This is a genomic window from Sphingomonas hankookensis (assembly GCF_028551275.1).
Taxonomy (GTDB): Bacteria; Pseudomonadota; Alphaproteobacteria; order Sphingomonadales; family Sphingomonadaceae; genus Sphingomonas; species Sphingomonas hankookensis_A.
Window position 1 is genome coordinate 3,256,983 of record NZ_CP117025.1, and the last position, 17,623, is coordinate 3,274,605.

The 17,623-nt window shown below is 67.7% G+C and carries 11 protein-coding genes; 3 read left to right on the forward strand and 8 right to left on the reverse strand.

All coding sequences use genetic code 11. The features are described from left to right. The first annotated feature begins 41 nt into the window (after positions 1-41). Both PPZ50_RS15525 and PPZ50_RS15530 read left to right on the forward strand, forming a co-directional pair. Positions 42-1,811 carry a sensor domain-containing diguanylate cyclase gene (locus tag PPZ50_RS15525; protein ID WP_272815457.1) on the forward strand — a complete coding sequence of 590 codons (1,770 nt, stop codon included), beginning with the start codon at positions 42-44 and terminating at the stop codon, positions 1,809-1,811. A 98-nt stretch (positions 1,812-1,909) separates the two neighbouring features. Then, a complete protein-coding gene (locus PPZ50_RS15530) occupies positions 1,910-2,578 on the forward strand; it encodes a hypothetical protein (RefSeq protein ID WP_066689287.1) in 669 nt (222 codons plus the stop codon). A gap of 136 nt (positions 2,579-2,714) precedes the next feature. Here the strand turns inward: PPZ50_RS15530 and PPZ50_RS15535 are convergent, their stop codons facing one another. The 7 genes from PPZ50_RS15535 to PPZ50_RS15565 form a co-directional block, all read right to left on the reverse strand. Then, positions 2,715-3,554 carry an HpcH/HpaI aldolase/citrate lyase family protein gene (locus tag PPZ50_RS15535; RefSeq protein ID WP_066689286.1) on the reverse strand — a complete coding sequence of 280 codons (840 nt, stop codon included), beginning with the start codon at positions 3,552-3,554 and terminating at the stop codon, positions 2,715-2,717. After that, positions 3,551-4,000: a MaoC family dehydratase gene (locus tag PPZ50_RS15540; RefSeq protein WP_066689285.1), complete on the reverse strand. Its 450-nt coding sequence runs from the start codon at positions 3,998-4,000 to the stop codon at positions 3,551-3,553. The genes PPZ50_RS15535 and PPZ50_RS15540 overlap by 4 nt, the downstream gene beginning before the upstream one ends. Beyond that, positions 3,997-5,856: an acetyl/propionyl/methylcrotonyl-CoA carboxylase subunit alpha gene (locus PPZ50_RS15545; protein WP_272815458.1), complete on the reverse strand. Its 1,860-nt coding sequence runs from the start codon at positions 5,854-5,856 to the stop codon at positions 3,997-3,999. Before PPZ50_RS15545 ends, PPZ50_RS15540 begins: the two co-directional genes overlap by 4 nt. A gap of 112 nt (positions 5,857-5,968) precedes the next feature. Then, entirely contained in the window at positions 5,969-6,877 is a 909-nt protein-coding gene (locus PPZ50_RS15550; protein ID WP_272815459.1) for a DUF3088 domain-containing protein, read from the reverse strand. Between the two features lie 445 nt (positions 6,878-7,322). Further along, positions 7,323-8,918 carry a carboxyl transferase domain-containing protein gene (locus PPZ50_RS15555; protein WP_272815460.1) on the reverse strand — a complete coding sequence of 532 codons (1,596 nt, stop codon included), beginning with the start codon at positions 8,916-8,918 and terminating at the stop codon, positions 7,323-7,325. Continuing rightward, positions 8,915-10,075 carry an acyl-CoA dehydrogenase family protein gene (locus PPZ50_RS15560; RefSeq protein WP_272815461.1) on the reverse strand — a complete coding sequence of 387 codons (1,161 nt, stop codon included), beginning with the start codon at positions 10,073-10,075 and terminating at the stop codon, positions 8,915-8,917. The genes PPZ50_RS15555 and PPZ50_RS15560 overlap by 4 nt, the downstream gene beginning before the upstream one ends. Before the next feature lie 370 nt (positions 10,076-10,445). Further along, positions 10,446-11,639: an MBL fold metallo-hydrolase gene (locus PPZ50_RS15565; protein ID WP_272815462.1), complete on the reverse strand. Its 1,194-nt coding sequence runs from the start codon at positions 11,637-11,639 to the stop codon at positions 10,446-10,448. A 98-nt stretch (positions 11,640-11,737) separates the two neighbouring features. Here PPZ50_RS15565 and clpB point away from each other — a divergent pair, with 98 nt between their 5' ends. Beyond that, on the forward strand, positions 11,738-14,314 hold the full coding sequence (clpB, locus tag PPZ50_RS15570; protein ID WP_272815463.1) for an ATP-dependent chaperone ClpB: 2,577 nt from the start codon (positions 11,738-11,740) through the stop codon (positions 14,312-14,314). Between the two features lie 60 nt (positions 14,315-14,374). On the opposite strand, the gene PPZ50_RS15575 is transcribed toward clpB, so the two are convergent. Next, positions 14,375-17,452 (reverse strand): TonB-dependent receptor plug domain-containing protein, encoded by a 3,078-nt coding sequence (locus tag PPZ50_RS15575; RefSeq protein ID WP_272815464.1) that lies wholly within the window; start codon positions 17,450-17,452, stop codon positions 14,375-14,377. Positions 17,453-17,623: the final 171 nt, after the last annotated feature.

Genomic DNA, 17,623 nt, shown 5'->3' on the forward strand with positions numbered 1-17,623 from the left:
GTTATACTAGGCGTTAACGGGTCCCGCGCCATGGAGACGCCATGGGGATGACGACGAACAGGCAACGGATCGGACTGGCGACGGCGCTGGCCTATTTCGTCTTTTCGTCGTTGACGATCCTGTCCAATCATCAAGGCGGCCTTGCCAGCCTGGCGCCCGCTACGCCGTTCGCGCTGGCACTGCTGATCGCGCGACCGCGGCGCGACTGGACCGCGATCCTGATCGGCGGAACGATCGGCAGCATGGCCGCGACGTCGCTGTTCGGCTTCGGCCCGCTGGCGGCGGCGCCGATGGCGATCGCGAAGGTTGGCGAGGTCGGCCTGGCGGCATGGCTGTTCCGCAAGTTGCGCGGACGGCGCGGCTATTTCGGGTCGCTCGACCGGATCGGGCGGTTCGTCGCATCGGTCGGTATCGTCGCCCCGGCGCTGGGCGCGACCGTCGCCGCCACCGTCGCCGCGCTGAAATTCGGCCTGCCGTTCGACCGGCAATGGCGCATCTGGTTCGTCGGCCACAGCCTGAGCATGATCACGCTGACGCCGGTGCTGTCGCTGATCCTGAGCGGTGCGATCGAACGGCGGTGGCGCGATGCCAGCCGGCAGTTGCGGATCGAGGCGACGGTGCTGATCAGCGCGACGGCGGCAGTGGCGGTGGCGGTGTTCTTTCAGAACGAACGGCCGCTGCTGTTCCTGCCCGCGCTGCCGGTGATGCTCACCACCTTCCGCCTGGGATTGCCCGGGGCGGCGGCGTCGGCGATCGTGCTGGCGGTGATCGGCAGCTATGCGACGCTGCACGGCATGGGGCCGACCAGCTTCATCGGCGGCGACCTGCAGGGGCGGATGGAGTTCCTCCAATTCTATCTCGCCTGCACCGTACTGACGACCTTTCCGGTCGCCGCCGACCTCAGCCGGCGACAGGCACTGTACCGCCGGTTGCGCGAAAGCGAGGCGCGCTATCGCCTGCTGGCCGACCATTCGACCGATATCGTGCTGGGCATCGATCGGGGCGGGCGCATCACCTACCTCTCCCCGTCGATCGAACAGATTGTCGGGCGCAACCCGGCGCAACTGCACGGGCGCCGCGCGCTGGAGATGGTACATCCGGTCGATCGCGACCTGGTGCTGGTGTCGCATCGCGACGCGCTGACCGATGTTCAGGGCACGCAGATCGTCGAATATCGGGCGCGGGTGACCAATGGCGCGCTGCGCTGGTTCGAATCGCATACCCGCGCGGTGCAGGACGATGACGGCCGGGTGACCGGCACCGTGTCGATGATCCGCGACGTGTCGCATCGCAAGACGCTGGAGGCCGAACTGTCGCGCGCGGCGTCGACCGACCCGTTGACCGGCCTGGCCAATCGCCGGGTGTTCGATGCGGCGCTGGCGCAGCGGATCGAAATCGCCGCGCAAGGGGGAATCGCCGGCTGCGTCGCGGTGTTCGACATCGACCATTTCAAGGCGGTCAACGACCGGCACGGCCATGACGCCGGCGACCATGTGCTACAGGCATTCGCCCGGATCGCGCGCGGGGTGATGCGCGACGGTGACGTCGTCGCCCGGCTGGGCGGCGAGGAGTTCGGCATCCTGTTCCCCGGCACCGGCATCGAACAGGCGCATTGCCTGTCCGAACGGCTGCGCACGACGCTGGCGGCGACCAAGCTGCGCCACGGAGCGGCGATCGTCGAGCTGACGGTCAGCGCAGGCATCGCGCCGATCGACGGCATGGGCGGTGCAGCGGCGGTGCTGCGCGCGGCGGATACCGCGCTGTACGGAGCCAAGGCCGAAGGGCGCGACCGGCTGCGGCTGGCGGCCTGACCTTCCCATCGCGGCACGCCTGGCGGCGATTGGCGGTGTCGACCGGTGCGCGATCGGTGCTAGGGTCGGCGGCTATCGGTGACTGTGGAGGGGCTGCTTTGCGCGAGACATGGTATCGCGACCCGCGACTGGGGCTGGCCGCGGCGGTGCTCGCCGCCGTCGTGGTCGGCATCGCGGCGGGATCGGCCGGACTGCCCGGTTGGCGCATTCTGCTGCTGGCGCTGGCCGGGTTCGCGCTGGTGGCGTGGGGCTGGTTCGCGGTGCAGGGCATCGCCTGGCTCTGGCGGCAGCCCGACCGCGCCGATGTGCTGCGCGCGCTGACCCTGCAGCGCAGCCAGCATGCCTTCAACCATGCCGCGTGGAGCCGGTTCGACCGCGACGCGGCGATGCTGCGGATGCTGCTGGCCGAACGCGCGCTGATCCCGATCGAGGCGGAACTGGTGCGCCACGCGATGGCGGTAGAGCAGTTCGACGCGGTGGCGGAGACGCTGCCCGGTTTCTCGCAAGCCGCGGCGCATTGGTACGATATCGCGTCGCAGGGCCATGGCGGCCTGCCCCCCGCCACCCCGGTGCCGACGCCCGCCGCGCTGGAGGAAGCCGCGCAGCAGGTGCCGGCGACGCTGACGTCAGAGGAGGATCGCCGCGCGGCGCTGCATTATCTGGCGGTGCGCAAGCGGCTGGCCGCCGACCGGGCGGCGGTCGAACGCGAGCGGACGGCGGCGCTGCGCAAGCTGGCCGCCCCGCCACCCAGCCCGCCGGTGGAGTAAGGTCGCTTCCCCTTTCGGGGAGCCGTGGCCGGGGGCGATGTTCGACGGGGTTCGCCTTCACAACGTAACCGCGTCGTCCGCTGACAGCCCCCTCCACCATGCTGCGCACGGTCCCCCTCCCCGTGCCGGGGAGAATTTAGCGTCGGGCCAGCACCCTGCGCGCCTGCTTCAGATGGGGGGCGTCGACCATGCGGCCATCGACTTGCAGCACCCCGGCCTCCGGGTTCGCGGCGAAGGCATCGACGATCACCTGAGCGCGCTCGACCGCCTCGGCCGAGGGGGTGAAGGCGGCGTTGATCGCCGCGACCTGTGCCGGGTGCAGCGCCATCATGGCCGTGAACCCGTCGCGGGCGGCGCGGGCGGCATAGGCGGCGAGGCCCGCTTCGTCGCGGATCGCGGGATAGACGGTGTCGATCGCGGCGACCCCGGCGGCAAGCGCGCCGAACAGGGTGAGCGAGCGGGCGAGTTCATAGGGCGCGGTGTAGCGGCCATCCGCCTCGCGCGAGGTCGTTGCACCGATGGCGGCGGGCAGATCCTCCGCGCCCCAGGTGATGCCCAGCAGCCGGTGGGCGACCGCGGCATAGCTGCCGAGCTGAAAGATCGCCGCCGGGGTTTCGGTCGCGATCGGCAGCAGCGGCACCTCGGCCAGTCCGCGCGCGGCGAGCAGCGGGTCGAGCGCGGTGATGGTCGCCTGCCCTTCCGCCTTGGGCACCATGATCGCATCCGGGCGGGTGCCGGCCAGCGCGTCGAGATCGGCGAGCGCGAGCGGCCCGTCGACCGGGTTGATCCGGACGATGCGCGGGAGCGATGCCTCCTCTGCCAGCCAGTCGCGAACGGCAGTGCGGGCGGTGTCCTTAGCAGAGGCGGCGACCGCATCCTCGAGGTCGAGGATCAGCGCGTCGGCGCCGCTTCCCGCCGCCTTGGCGAAGCGATCCGCCCGGTCGCCGGGGACGAACAGCAGCGAGCGGAGCCTCATGGGCGCCGCTTCAACAGCGCGGTGCGCAGGCAGCGGCAGACGACCTCGCCGCGCTGGCTGTGCAGTTCGTGGGTGAAGGTGACGATCCCGGCATCGGGACGCGAGCGGCTGTCCTTGAGCGCGGTCACCTCGGTCGTGGCGCGCAGCGTGTCGCCAAGGAACACCGGCTTGGGCATCACCAGCTGGTCGTAGCCGAGGTTCGCGACCAGCGTGCCGAGCGTCGTTTCCCCCACCGACAGCCCGATCATCAGCGCGAAGGTGAAGGTCCCGTTGACGAGGATCTGGCCGAATTCCGACGCCCTTGCCGCCTCCGCATCGATATGCAGCGGCTGCGGGTTGTGGGTCATGGTAGAGAACAGCAGATTGTCGGTCTCGGTCACGGTGCGGCGGATCGGGTGTTCGATCCGGTCGCCGATCTGCCAGTCGTCGTAGAAGCGTCCGGTCATGCGGCGTCCTTTTCGATGCGGGCAAGCAGCACCCCTTCGGCGACCTGTGCGCCCGGCGCGGCGGACAGGTCGGCGACCATACCGTCGAACGGGCTGAGCAACGCCTGTTCCATCTTCATCGCCTCCAGCACCACCAGCCGCTGCCCGGCGGTGACGCGGTCACCCGCCGCGACCTCGACCGCGACGATGCGGCCGGGCATGGGCGAGAGGATCGCGCCGTCGCCGGCCGAGGCGCCACCGCCCTGCCCCGCGACCGGCGCGGCGAAGGGAAAGGCCTCGCCATCGGCGAACAGGACGCGCTCACGGCCGAGCTGTGCGACGGTGCCGCCGGTAACGGGCGTGGCGATGCGGGTGGCGCCACCGATGCTGACCGCGACGCGATCGTCGGGCGCGGCGTTGAGGCGGAAGCCAGTCAGCGCGCGCCATGGGTCGGTCGGGTCCGCCCGTACCAGCACCGCAGCGGCAGCTCCGACGGCGGCGTCGGACACGTGGCCGTCGGGGACCAGCCGGTCGGCATGGCGTTCGATGAAGCCGGTATCGATCCGCTGCCCCACGAAATCGGGGTCGCCGGCACAGCGGGCGAGGAAGGCGGCGTTGGTGCGGACCGGCCAGACCTGGACCGATGCGGCTGCGGCGGCGAGCTTCGCGGCGGCGGCGGCGCGGTTGGGGGCATGGACGATCAACTTGGCGATCATCGGGTCGTAATGCGGCGTCACCGCATCCCCCTGCCGCACGCCGGCATCGACGCGGATGTCGGTGGGGAGATGCAGGTGGGTCAGCGGTCCGGTCGAGGGCAGGAAGCCGGTCGCCGGGTTCTCGGCATAGAGCCGCGCCTCCATCGCCCAGCCGGTGATCGACAGTTCGTCCTGCCGTTTGGGCAGAGGCTCGCCGGACGCGACGCGGAGCTGCCATTCGACGAGGTCGGTGCCGGTAATCGCCTCGGTCACGGGATGTTCGACCTGCAGCCGCGTGTTCATTTCCATGAACCAGATGCGGTCGGCGCGCAGGCCATCCGAGGCATCGGCGATGAATTCGATCGTGCCCGCCCCGGCATAGTCGACCGCGCGGGCGGCGCGGACGGCGGCGTCGCAGACCGAGGCGCGGGTTTCCGCGTCCATGCCGGGGGCCGGCGCTTCCTCGATCACCTTCTGGTGGCGGCGTTGCAGCGAGCAGTCGCGTTCGAACAGATGGACCGCATTGCCATGGGTGTCGCCGAAGACCTGCACCTCGATATGGCGGGGCGACAGGATGTATTTCTCGATCAGCACGCGGTCGTCGCCGAACGATGCAGCGGCTTCGCGGCGGCAGCTGTCAAGGGCGTCGGCGAAGGCGGACGCGTCGTCGACGCGGCGCATCCCCTTGCCCCCGCCGCCGGCCACCGCCTTGATAAGGACCGGATAGCCGATCGCGTCGGCCTCGGCACGCAGGCGCTCGGGCGACTGGTCCTCGCCGAGATAGCCGGGGGTGACCGGCACGCCGGCGGCGATCATCCGAGCCTTGGCCGCGTCCTTCAGGCCCATCGCGCGGATCGCCGAAGCGGGGGCACCGACCCAGACGAGGCCGGCGGCGACGACCGCTTCGGCGAACTCGGCATTTTCGGACAGGAAGCCATAGCCGGGATGGATCGCGGCGGCGCCGGTCGCGCGGGCGGCGGCGAGGATTTTCGCCTGGTCGAGATAGCTTTCGCGCGCCGGGGCCGGGCCGATGCAGACGGACTGGTCGGCTTCGGCGACGAAGGGCAGGCCGGCATCGACGTCGCTATGGACGGCGATGGTCCGCACCCCCAGCCGGCGGGCGGTGCGGAGGATGCGGCGGGCGATTTCACCACGGTTGGCGATGAGCAGCGATTCGATCATCGCGCCGCTCCGAAGGTGGCGAAGGTGCCGCATAGCGATGCTTTTTCGGGGGCGTCGGCGCGGCGCCCGGCGGGCGGGACAGGATAGGTCGGGCGGGCGTTGTAGGAAAGGGTCATGGATGCGCCTCCGGGAAGCCGTGACGGACGTGCAGCGCGTGGAGCAACGCCTTCAGATCGCTGACAAAATAAGTGCCGTCATGCCGTCCGTCGGCGAGGGCCGGATCGGCATTGGGGGCGAGGACCAGCAGCGGCAGGTTCTGGTGCGCCTCTCCCACGACCGCGATCACCGCGTCGCGCGGGCGGGGATAGGGGATGCGGATGACGTCCAGCATCGTCGCCTTGTCCGGAAAACGTGCCAGCAGGCCGTCGATGGTGACACAGTCGCGGCAATAGAAGGTCCGGTCGGGATAGGCCGGGTCGGTAAAGCTCGCTTCGAGCAGATAGAGGCGGTCGCGCATGGGCTGTTCCATCAGGGTCGGGTCGCGGTCGGGATCGGTCGCGCGGGGGTCGGTGGTCGGGATCGGGCGGTCGGGGTCGACGCGCGCGCCCATCAGGGCGGCGGCGGCGAGCGCGAGGTCGCGGGCGCTGACCTCCGCCGGGGTGGCGGGCGGGGGTTGCAGCGGATCGGCGAAGGCGGCGCGCGCGGTCGCCGGGTCGGCGGCGAAGGCGGCGGCGAGCGCCCGCGCGACTGCTTCGGGGAGCGGCGTCGTGGCACCTTGCGCCGGGGTTGCGGTCGGGGCCATCCCCTGCCCGTCGGCCGGCGGGTTCGCGGCGACCTGCGCCTCCACCTCCGCCGTCACGCGGGCGACGGTGGCGATGAAGCTCGACAGCGCCAGGCCCGGCGGCAGGCTGGCGATGGCGCGGGTGACCATCGCCACGATCGCGTCATAGGCGACGGTGTCGATGCCGAGCGCGGTCGTGGGGGTGGTGGGGGTCGCCGGCGGCTGTGGTTTGCCGGGGGTGACGGTGACGTCGTGCGGGCCGGGCGGGCGGATGGGAGGGAGGCTGGGGATGGTGGTCATGCCATCAGCCCCTCACGGCAGTCGCCGTACCCCAACGAAGGCGGGACGTCTGCGAAAGTCCGCTTCACCGTATCCCCGCGCAGGCGGGGATTCAGAGCCACACACGCAAGCCCCAGTTTTGCCTGGCCCTGGCCCCCCGCCTGCGCGGGGGTACGGTTGCGTTTTCGGGTACGAGCAAGACTTTCGCAGCAGTCTCGCGAAGGCCGGGGTCCGGTTGTGGGCCGGGTGCGGTTATGCGGCAGCGTCGCCCGACTGGGCCCCGGCCTGCGCCGGGGTACGTCCAGTTTGCTGGGTAAGGCTCCGCCCCACGCGACCGCGTACCCCCGCGCAGGCGGGGGTCCAGGGTTATCAGCCACCACGGCCGGCGTTCGTGGCTCTGGATCCCCGCCTTCGCGGGGATACGGGGGGCCGTAGGGATACGGGCGGGGTGCGCGGAGGGCCGCCATCACATCCGGAAGATGCCGAACTGTGCGCGGTCGGCGATCGGTGCGTTGAGCGTTGCCGACAAGGCGAGGCCCAGCACGTCGCGGGTCTGTTCGGGCAGGATCACGCCGTCGTCCCATAGCCGCGCGGTGGCGTAATAGGGGCTGCCCTCCGCCTCGTAACGGTCGCGCACCGGGGCCTTGAACGCCTCGGCCTCCTCAGGCGTCCAGTGGTCGGCGTCGCGATGGACGGTCGCCAAGACGCTCGCCGCCTGTTCGCCGCCCATCACCGAGATGCGGCTGTTCGGCCAGGTGAACAGGAAGCGCGGCGAATAGGCGCGGCCGCACATGCCGTAATTGCCGGCACCAAAGCTGCCGCCGATCAGCACCGTGAGCTTGGGCACCTGCGCGGTGGCGACGGCGGTGACCAGCTTCGCGCCGTGCTTGGCGATCCCCTCCGCCTCGTACTTGCCGCCGACCATGAAGCCGGAGATGTTCTGGAGGAACAGCAGCGGCGTGCGGCGCTGGCAGGCGAGTTCGATGAAATGCGCGCCCTTTTGCGCGCTTTCGGAGAACAGCACGCCGTTATTGGCGAGGATCGCGACCGGCATGCCCCAGATACGGGCGAAGCCGCAGACGAGCGTCGTGCCGTAGAGCGGCTTGAATTCGTGCAGCTCCGAACCGTCGACCAGCCGGGCGATCACCTCGCGCACGTCATAGGGCGCGCGGACGTCGGTGGGGATGATGCCGGCAAGGTCGGCGGGATCGTGGAGCGGGGCGCGAGGTTCCGCCAATGCGATCTCGGCGCGGCGCGGCGGCGGCAGGGTCGCCACGATGTCACGGACGATCAGCAGCGCCTGTTCGTCATCCTCCGCGACATGATCGACCACGCCCGACTTGCGGCCATGGGTGTCGGCCCCGCCCAGTTCCTCGGCGCTGATGACTTCGCCGGTCGCGGCCTTGACCAGCGGCGGGCCGGCGAGGAAGATCGTGCCCTGGTTGCGGACGATCACCGTCTCGTCGGACATGGCAGGGACATAGGCGCCGCCGGCGGTGCAACTGCCGAGCACGCAGGCGATCTGCGGAATGCCCTTCGCCGACATCTGCGCCTGGTTGAAGAAGATGCGGCCGAAATGGTCGCGGTCGGGAAAGACCTCCGCCTGATGCGGCAGGTTCGCGCCGCCGCTGTCGACCAGATAGATGCACGGCAGATGGTTTTCGGTCGCGATCTCCTGTGCGCGGAGATGCTTCTTGACCGTCATCGGGAAATACGCGCCGCCCTTCACGGTCGGGTCGTTGGCGACGATCATCACCTGCCGGCCATGGACCTGACCGATGCCGGCGATGACGCCCGCCGCCGCCGCTTCGTCGCCGTACATTCCGTTCGCCGCCAGCGCGCCGATTTCGAGGAACGGCGAGCCGGCGTCGAGGACACGGTGGATGCGGTCGCGCGGCAGCAGTTTCCCGCGGGAAACATGGCGTTCGCGGCTGCGTTCCGGTCCGCCCAGCGCCGTCGTGGCAATGCGGGCGCGCAGTTCGTCGGCGAGCGCTTCGTTATGCGCGGCATTGGCGGCGAAGGCATCCGATCCGCGATCGATCAGGCTCGGCAGCACCGTCATTGTGCGCGCGTCCCCTCGCCCAGCAATTCGCGACCGATCAGCATCCGGCGAACTTCGTTGGTCCCGGCACCGATGTCGAGCAGCTTCGCATCGCGGAAATAGCGTTCGACCGGCCAGTCGCGGGTATAGCCCGCGCCGCCCAGCGCCTGGATCGCGTCATTGGCGACCTTTACCGCATTTTCGGACGCCAGCAGGATCGCGCCTGCCGCATCGTGGCGGGTGGTACGGCCGGCGTCGCAGGCGCGCGCCACGGCATAGACGTACGCACGGGCGGAGTTGAGCGCGACCGACATGTCGGCGATCTTGCCCTGCATCAGCTGGAACGCACCGATCGGCTTGCCGAACTGCTTGCGCTCCGCGACATAGGGCAGGACGGTGTCGAGGCACGCCTGCATGATACCGAGCTGGATACCCGACAGCACGACGCGTTCGTAATCGAGACCCGACATCAGCACGCCGACGCCGCCGTTCAATGGCCCCATGACGTTGTCGTCGGGCACGAAACAGTCGTTGAACACCAGCTCGGCGGTGGGCGAGCCGCGCATGCCCATCTTGTCGATCTTCTGCCCGATCGAAAAACCGGCAAAGTCCTTCTCGATCAGGAAGGCGGTGATCCCCTTCGATCCGGCATCGGGCTGGGTCTTGGCATAGACGACCAGGGTCGCGGCATAGGGCGCGTTGGTGATCCAGAACTTCGTGCCGTTCAGGCGCCAGCCGCCATCGACCTTGTCGGCGCGCAGCTTCATCGAGACGACGTCGGAGCCGGCGCCGGCTTCGGACATGGCCAGCGAGCCGACATGCTCGCCGCTGATGAGCCTGGGCAGGTATTTCGCCTTCTGCTCCGCATTGCCCCAGCGCGCGATCTGGTTGACGCAGAGGTTGGAGTGCGCGCCATAGGACAGGCCGACCGAGGCGGAGGCGCGCGCCACTTCCTCGCAGGCGACGACATGTTCGAGATAGCCGAGGCCGAGGCCGCCATCCTCTTCGCTGACGGTGATGCCGTGCAGGCCGAGCGCGCCCATTTCGGGCCATAGCTCGATAGGGAAGCGATCCTCCGCATCGACCGCCGCCGCTACGGGTGCGATGCGGTCGGCGGCGAAGCGCTGCGTGGTCTCGCGAATGGCATCGGCCATCTCGCCGAGCGCGAAATCGAGCATGTCTCTCTCCAATGGTCCGGTCTCTGCCGGATCGTATCTGTCGTTACTATTAGGCCGGCGGGCCTGGTCAACGCAAGCATCGCATCGTCAGCCCGGAAGCAAGGTAAGACCGGCGGCCAGGCCCCCCTTCCGTATCCCCGCGCAGGCGGGGATCCAGAGCGACCAGCACCAGCCCTCGCTTTGTGTGGCCCTGGACCCCCGCCTGCGCGGGGGTACGTGCTGGCACTTCCAGCGGCATTGGACGCCGACGCCTGGACCCCGCCTGCGCGGGGGTACGGGTGTCGCCATCGACCTCGCCCTCCTTGCTGGCCCTGGCCCCCCGCCTGCGCGGGGGTACGGTACGGTTCTGCCCGGCGGTCGGAACGACCATTCATCGCAACGCATTGCCGGCCGGACCGTCGAGACAGCGCAGGACGGCGGCACGGTCGAACGGCGCTGCGGCAGGCGTGGTCGTCGGGGCGATGTCGACCGGGCGGCCGATGGTGGCCGCGCCGAAGCGGCGGTCGCCCTGCCCTGCGCAACGCTTCGCCGCGGTGAGCAATTTGGGCGGCGTCGCCCAGCCTTCATAGGACAGGCGGAACGTGCCCCAATGGATCGCCATTCCCCTCGACGCGCCGAGCCGGCCGAACACGTCGAGCGCATCGACCGGGCCGATATGCGCGCCGCTCGCCATCTGTCCGGGCTGGAAGCGGAAGGCGCCGATGGGGATCAATGCGAGGCGGATCGGGCCGAGCGCGGCGGCCTCTCGCACCCACTTGCCGTCGCCCATGCCGGTGTCGCCCGCGAAGAACAGATTGCCGCCGGGCAGTTCGACGACGAAAGCCGACCACAAGGCGCGGTTGCGGTCGACGAACCAGCGGCTCGACCAGTGATGGTTGCGCACGACATGGACGGTGGCGCCGCCCACGCGCTCCGCCTGTCGCCAGTCGAGCGCGGTCGCGGCCATGCCGGCGCTGCGCAGGATCGCGTCGTTGCCGAGACTGGTGACGATCGCCGGGCGGTCGCGGTCGTACAATGTCTTGAGCGTCGACAGGTCGAGATGGTCGTAGTGATTGTGGCTGATGAGGATCAGGTCGATCTTCGGCAGGTCGGCAAGCGCGATGCCGGGTGCCGCGACCCGCTTCGGGCCGAAGCCGAACGGGCCGGCGCGGTCGCTCCAGACGGGATCGGTCAGGATGTTGAGGCCGGGGGTCTGCACCAGCACCGACGCATGGCCGACCCAGGTGACGCGCATCGGCGTCTGCGCCGGTTCGCGGGCGGGACGGGTCGTGGCGGGGAGCAGTTCGGCGGGCTTGGCGGGGGTCACCGGCACGTGATCGGGCCAAGCCGGTCGGCCGTCGGCCCCCGTCGCCTGTCGCCAGAGATAGCCACGCCTGCTGCCGCCCGGAGGCGCGGCGGTATCGTCGCCATCGGGATTGAAAAAGCGTGCGCCATCGAAATGGTCGCCCGCGACCCCGCGATAATAGATGCGGTCGAGGAAGCGCGGCACGATTGTCACGGCAAGGCACAGGGCCGCGACGATCCACACGATGGTCCAGACCAGCCCCTTGATGATGCGCCCCATCACTCCCGAACGTCCCGGTGCGATTTTCGATGCGCCGGCACTCTTGTGTTGCTCATTTACCACACCATATCGCCGGCAACATCACAGGGGAGCATCCCATGAACCTAGAGAAATTCACCGATCGCGCGAAAGGCTTTTTGCAGGCCGCGCAGACGGTCGCGATCCGCAACAGCCATCAGCGGATCAGCCCGGAACATATCCTCAAGGCGCTGCTCGACGACGAGCAGGGCATGGCGTCGGGCCTCATCAACGCCGCCGGCGGCGACGCGCGGCGCGCGAATGCGGAGACCGATGCCGCGCTGGCCAAGGTGCCGTCGGTGTCGGGTTCGGGGGCGCAGTCCTCGCCGGGGCTGGACAACGACACGGTGCGCCTGCTCGACCAGGCCGAGCAGATCGCGACCAAAGCGGGCGACAGCTTCGTCACCGTCGAGCGGCTGTTGCTGGCGCTTGCGCTGTCGCCCGGCGCGGCGGGCAAGGCGCTGACCACCGCTGGCGTCACCCCGCAGGGGCTGAACGCCGCGATCGACAAATTGCGCGGCGGGCGCAGCGCCGACACGGCGGGGGCCGAGGATCGCTATGACGCGCTCAAGAAATTCGCCCGCGACCTGACGGCGGCGGCGCGCGACGGCAAGCTCGATCCGGTCATCGGCCGCGACGAGGAAATCCGCCGCACGATCCAGATTCTTGCCCGCCGGACCAAGAACAATCCGGTGCTGATCGGCGAGCCGGGCGTCGGCAAGACCGCCATCGCGGAAGGCCTCGCGCTGCGTATCGCCAATGGCGACGTGCCCGATGGCCTCAAGGACCGCGCGCTGATGTCGCTCGACATGGGGTCGCTGATCGCCGGCGCGAAATATCGTGGCGAGTTCGAGGAACGGCTGAAGGGCGTGCTCGACGAGGTGAAGGGCGCCGATGGGCAGATCATCCTGTTCATCGACGAGATGCACACGCTGATCGGTGCGGGCAAGTCCGAAGGGGCGATGGATGCGGGCAACCTGTTGAAACCGGCGCTTGCCCGCGGTGAACTCCACTGCATCGGTGCGACCACGCTCGACGAATATCGCAAGCATGTCGAAAAGGACCCCGCGCTCCAGCGGCGGTTCCAGCCGGTGTTCGTCGGCGAACCGACCGTCGAGGACACGATCAGCATCCTGCGCGGGCTGAAGGAGAAGTACGAGCTGCACCATGGCGTGCGGATCACCGACGGCGCGCTGGTGTCGGCAGCGACGCTCAGCAACCGCTACATCACCGACCGCTTCCTGCCCGACAAGGCGATCGACCTGATGGATGAGGCCGCCAGCCGCATCCGCATGGAGGTGGAGAGCAAGCCCGAGGAGATCGAAAGCCTCGACCGTCGCATCCTGCGCATGAAGATCGAGCGCGAGGCGCTGCGCCGCGAGAGCGATGCGGCGAGCATCGACCGGCTCGACACGCTGGAGGAGGAACTGGCCAATGCCGAGGAGCAGCTGGCGGGCCTCACGACGCGGTGGCAGGCGGAGCGCGACAAGATCGCTTCCGAAGCCAAGCTCAAGGAACAGCTCGACGCCGCGCGTGTCGCGCTGGAACAGGCGCAGCGGTCGGGCGACTTGGCCAAGATGTCCGAGCTGACCTATGGCACCATCCCGACGCTGGAAAAGCAACTGGCCGAGGCGCAGCAAAATGCCGGCGGCGCGATGCTGCGCGAGGAAGTGACCGCCGACGACATTGCCGCCGTGGTCAGCCGCTGGACTGGCATCCCGGTCGACCGGATGCTGGAGGGCGAGCGCGAGAAGCTGCTGACGATGGAAGCGGCGCTGGGCAAGCGGGTGATCGGCCAGGCCGAAGCGGTGCGCGCCGTCGCCACCGCCGTCCGCCGTTCGCGTGCCGGTCTACAGGACCCGAACCGGCCGCTGGGGTCGTTCCTGTTCCTTGGGCCGACCGGCGTCGGCAAGACCGAGTTGACCAAGTCGCTGGCCGAGTTCCTGTTCGACGATCCCAACGCGATGGTGCGGATCGACATGAGCGAGTTCATGGAAAAGCACGCGGTCGCCCGGCTGATCGGTGCGCCTCCGGGCTATGTCGGTTATGAGGAAGGCGGCGTGCTGACCGAAGCCGTGCGGCGTCGGCCCTATCAGGTCGTGCTGTTCGACGAGGTGGAGAAGGCGCATGGCGACGTCTTCAACATCCTGTTGCAGGTGCTGGACGATGGTCGCCTGACCGATGGGCAGGGTCGCACGGTCGATTTTTCGAACACGATCGTGATCCTGACGTCGAACCTCGGCTCGCAATACCTGACCAACCTCGCCGACGGGCAGCCGGTCGAGGAGGTCGAGCCGCAGGTGATGGACGTGGTCCGCGCGCATTTCCGGCCGGAGTTCCTCAACCGGCTGGACGAGATCATCCTGTTCCACCGCCTCGCCGCCGATCACATGGCGCCGATCGTCGACATCCAGGTCGGGCGCGTCGGCAAACTGCTGGCGGACCGCAAGGTGAAGATCGAACTGACCGACGCCGCGCGGGCGTGGCTGGGGCGGGTCGGCTATGACCCGGTCTACGGCGCGCGACCGCTGAAGCGTGCGGTGCAGCGCTATCTGCAGGACCCGCTGGCCGACCTGATCCTGCGCGGCGAGGTCCGCGACGGGTCGACGGTGCGGGTCGACGAGGGTGACGGGGCGCTGAGCCTAAGCGTCGCGTAACGAAAAAGGCGGCGGGGGATCGCTCCCCCGCCGCCCATTCGTCTGGCTGGACCGGCTCGCTTAGAAGCGGGCGCGAGCCTGGACCGTGTACGACCGACCGAAGATGATCGGGCCGTACCAGGTGGTGTCGACGCCACCCTGATCGAAATAGCCGTTCGGGGTGCGCTTCGCCTTCGCGTTCAACAGATTGTTGACGATGAAGGTGAAGTCGAACTTTTCGCCCACGCCCTGACGCACGGTCAGGTCATAGTAGCTGAGCGTCGGCGTGACCGGATTGACCGGCAGACCGAAGTCTTCCTCGACGCGCGAGACGAAGTTCCAGCGGCCCTGGATCGACGTCCGGTCGAGGTCATAGCCGACCGTCAGCGTCGACTTGTACGCTGGGATCGCACCACCATTGCCGCCCGACGACTTGCCGGCGAACTCCGTATCGTCGAGCTTGTAGCTGTTGGTCCAGGTGAAGACTTCCTGGAAGCGCAGCTTGCCGTTGAAACCGAACTGATCCAGCGGGAGGATCAGGTTCGCCGCCGCATCGATACCGTTGGTGCGGCGCGTGCCCTGGTTGCCGGTGGCGGTATTGATCGCGTCGATCTGCCCCGTACCGGCGTTACGACGGATGCGGTCGCAGGCCGTCGAGACATTCTGAACGTAGCACTGATTGATGAAGAACCCGGCACCCAGCGTGGTGATCAGATTTTCGATTTTGATGTTGTAGTAGTCAACGGTCAGCGAAAGCGTACCGAAACCGATCTTCGGCGTCAGCACCGCACCGAGCGTGTAGGTTTCGGCCTTTTCTTCCGAGATATTCGGGTTGCCGAACGCAAAGGCTTCGACCTGGCTGTTGTTCTGCAGGAACCCGTTATAGCCACCCGCCGCTGCGAATGCCGGGGTCTGCGCCGAACAGATGGCGAGCGCTTGTGCGGTGCGGCTGGCACCGGCGTTGCAGGGATCGACATAGCTCGGGAAGCCCTGATCGCCGTTCTGGAAGAGTTCGATGATCGAGGGAGCGCGTGCTGCCTTGTTGTAGATACCGCGGAAGCGCATCCAGTTGATCGGTGCCCACTGGGCGCCGGCCTTCCAGTTGAACAGGCTGCCAATGGTCGAATAGTCGGAGTAACGGGCACCGGCTTCCACGGACAGGTCGTGGAAGAACGGAATTTCGGCGAGCAGCGGAACGCGGATTTCGCCGTAGCCTTCCTTCACGTTAATCGAACCGCCCTGACTCTGCACAGCGTTGAAGCCGTAGATGTTGCCGGTGCGCTGCGCATCATCGACGGTCACGGCGCCGCGGTCGGTGCGAACTTCACCACCGAGCGCGATCTGGACGTCGCCATAGGGGAGCTTGAACAGCGAACCCGACACGTTGGCAGCGGCACGGACCTGTTCGAACTCGCGTGATTCCTTGGTGTCGATGCGTACGAACGACAGCATCGCCGGGGTCAGCGTATTGGCGCCGAAAATATTGACCGGCACGCAGCCCGGCAGCGAACCGGTCGGGCAACCGTTCAGCCCCTGAGCGACTGCAGTGCGGTTGATATTACCCAGCGACGTCGCCAGCGCATCGACCTTGCCATAGCTGACCGTCGCGTCCCAGTTCCAATCTTCGCTCAGTTTGCCCGACAGCGTGCTGCGAATGGTGAAAGTCGTCGAATCGTAGATGCCGACGCGTGGGCCGGTTTCGCTGAAACGACGCGCATAGGTGAACGGTGCGGTCGGGTTCGGACGGCTAGCCAGGGCAATACGCAGGTCGGCCGGCAGCAACGGGCTGTTGTACGGAACGCTGATGCCCGTAGCGGGCGTCGGCGCGAGATTGACCGTCTGCGAGGTATCGACGTAGTTCGCCAGCACCTTCAGCTGGATGTTGTCGGTGATCTCGTACCGCGCCGTCGACGTCAGGATCAGCCGTTCGTACGGAGTCTGCAACAGGTTCAACGGATTGAAGTTGAAGCGGCTCGATCCCGACGCGCGATCGGCATAAGCACACAGGCCGCTGCCGAAATAGGGGCTCAGCTGGCCGTTGCTGTTGAACGACAGCGTACCGCCGTTGACGGCCACCCCGGCAGTCGCCGGATTACAATCGGTATTGGCCGCCGCAAAGGTGCCGGGAAGCAACGTAGCAAGATTGCGGAACGGGTTTGCAGCATTGTTCGACACCTGGCCCCACGGCGGCGTACCCGAGCCACCGGACGCGTATAGATAGTCGTTGTTGGCAGCGGAAATCAGCTCCAGCGGACGGCCAACGCGGATTCGGTCGTCGCCTTCCGCCTCAGTGCCCGCATCGTTGTAAATCAGGACCGATGCCGGCGTCGTAATCCGACGATCGCCTTGGCCGATCGCTTCACGGGTATAGTAGCTACCCGACAGAGTCAGATTGCCGCGACCGTCGTTGAAATTGCCTCCGAGCACGCCCTGGACGTTGAAGGTCGCCCCGTCACCCTGCTCGTTGATGCCGTACTGGGCCGACAGTTCGGCACCTTCGTAGCGGTCCTTGAGGACGAAGTTGACGACACCCGCGATCGCGTCCGAACCGTACACGGCCGACGCACCGCCGGTGACGACGTCGACGCGCTCGATCAAGCCGGTCGGAATGGTGCCGATATCAACGACGCCGGTCGCCGACGATGCGGGAACGCGCTCGCCGTCGATGAGGATCAGCGTGCGCTGCGGGCCCAGACCGCGAAGATCGAGGGTCGAGAAGCTCTCACCGCCCTGGTTGTTGGACACGCGGGTGTTGCCTGGGATCAGCTGCGGCAGTTCGTTCAGCAGCGTTTCAACGGTGACGGTGCCGGTCAGGTTGAACTGCTCGGCGGTAACCGTCGTCACCGGGCTGGGTGCGTCCAGATCGGGACGGGCGATACGCGAACCGGTGACGGTGATTTCCTGGGCGGTATCGTCGGTCGACGAATCTACCGGCCCCTGCGCGACCTGCGCCATCGCGGGCGATGCCACGCCGAACAAAAGCGTGGATGCCAGCAGAGCGCTACGTGCGTTCATCTTCATATATGCCCCTATTCCCCAAAGCACCGTAATCCCGATGCAATATTGCGAGACTAACGGCGTCCGAAGTTGCGAGGCAATTCTTGGAAACGGACCAGACACAAAATGCGAGATATCGTGTTTTTTCGGTAACAGTGGCAACTACAGGGGCACTTTGGCGGTAATTTTAGTCAAATAATTGCAATGCATGGGCTAATAGCAGTATCAATGTATTCTTACGATTGTCAGACGACCGTTGTTTTCTGATAATCGATACATGCCAATGTACTAAAAAATTGTACTATTTTACTGTACTATAACAGCATAGCGCCA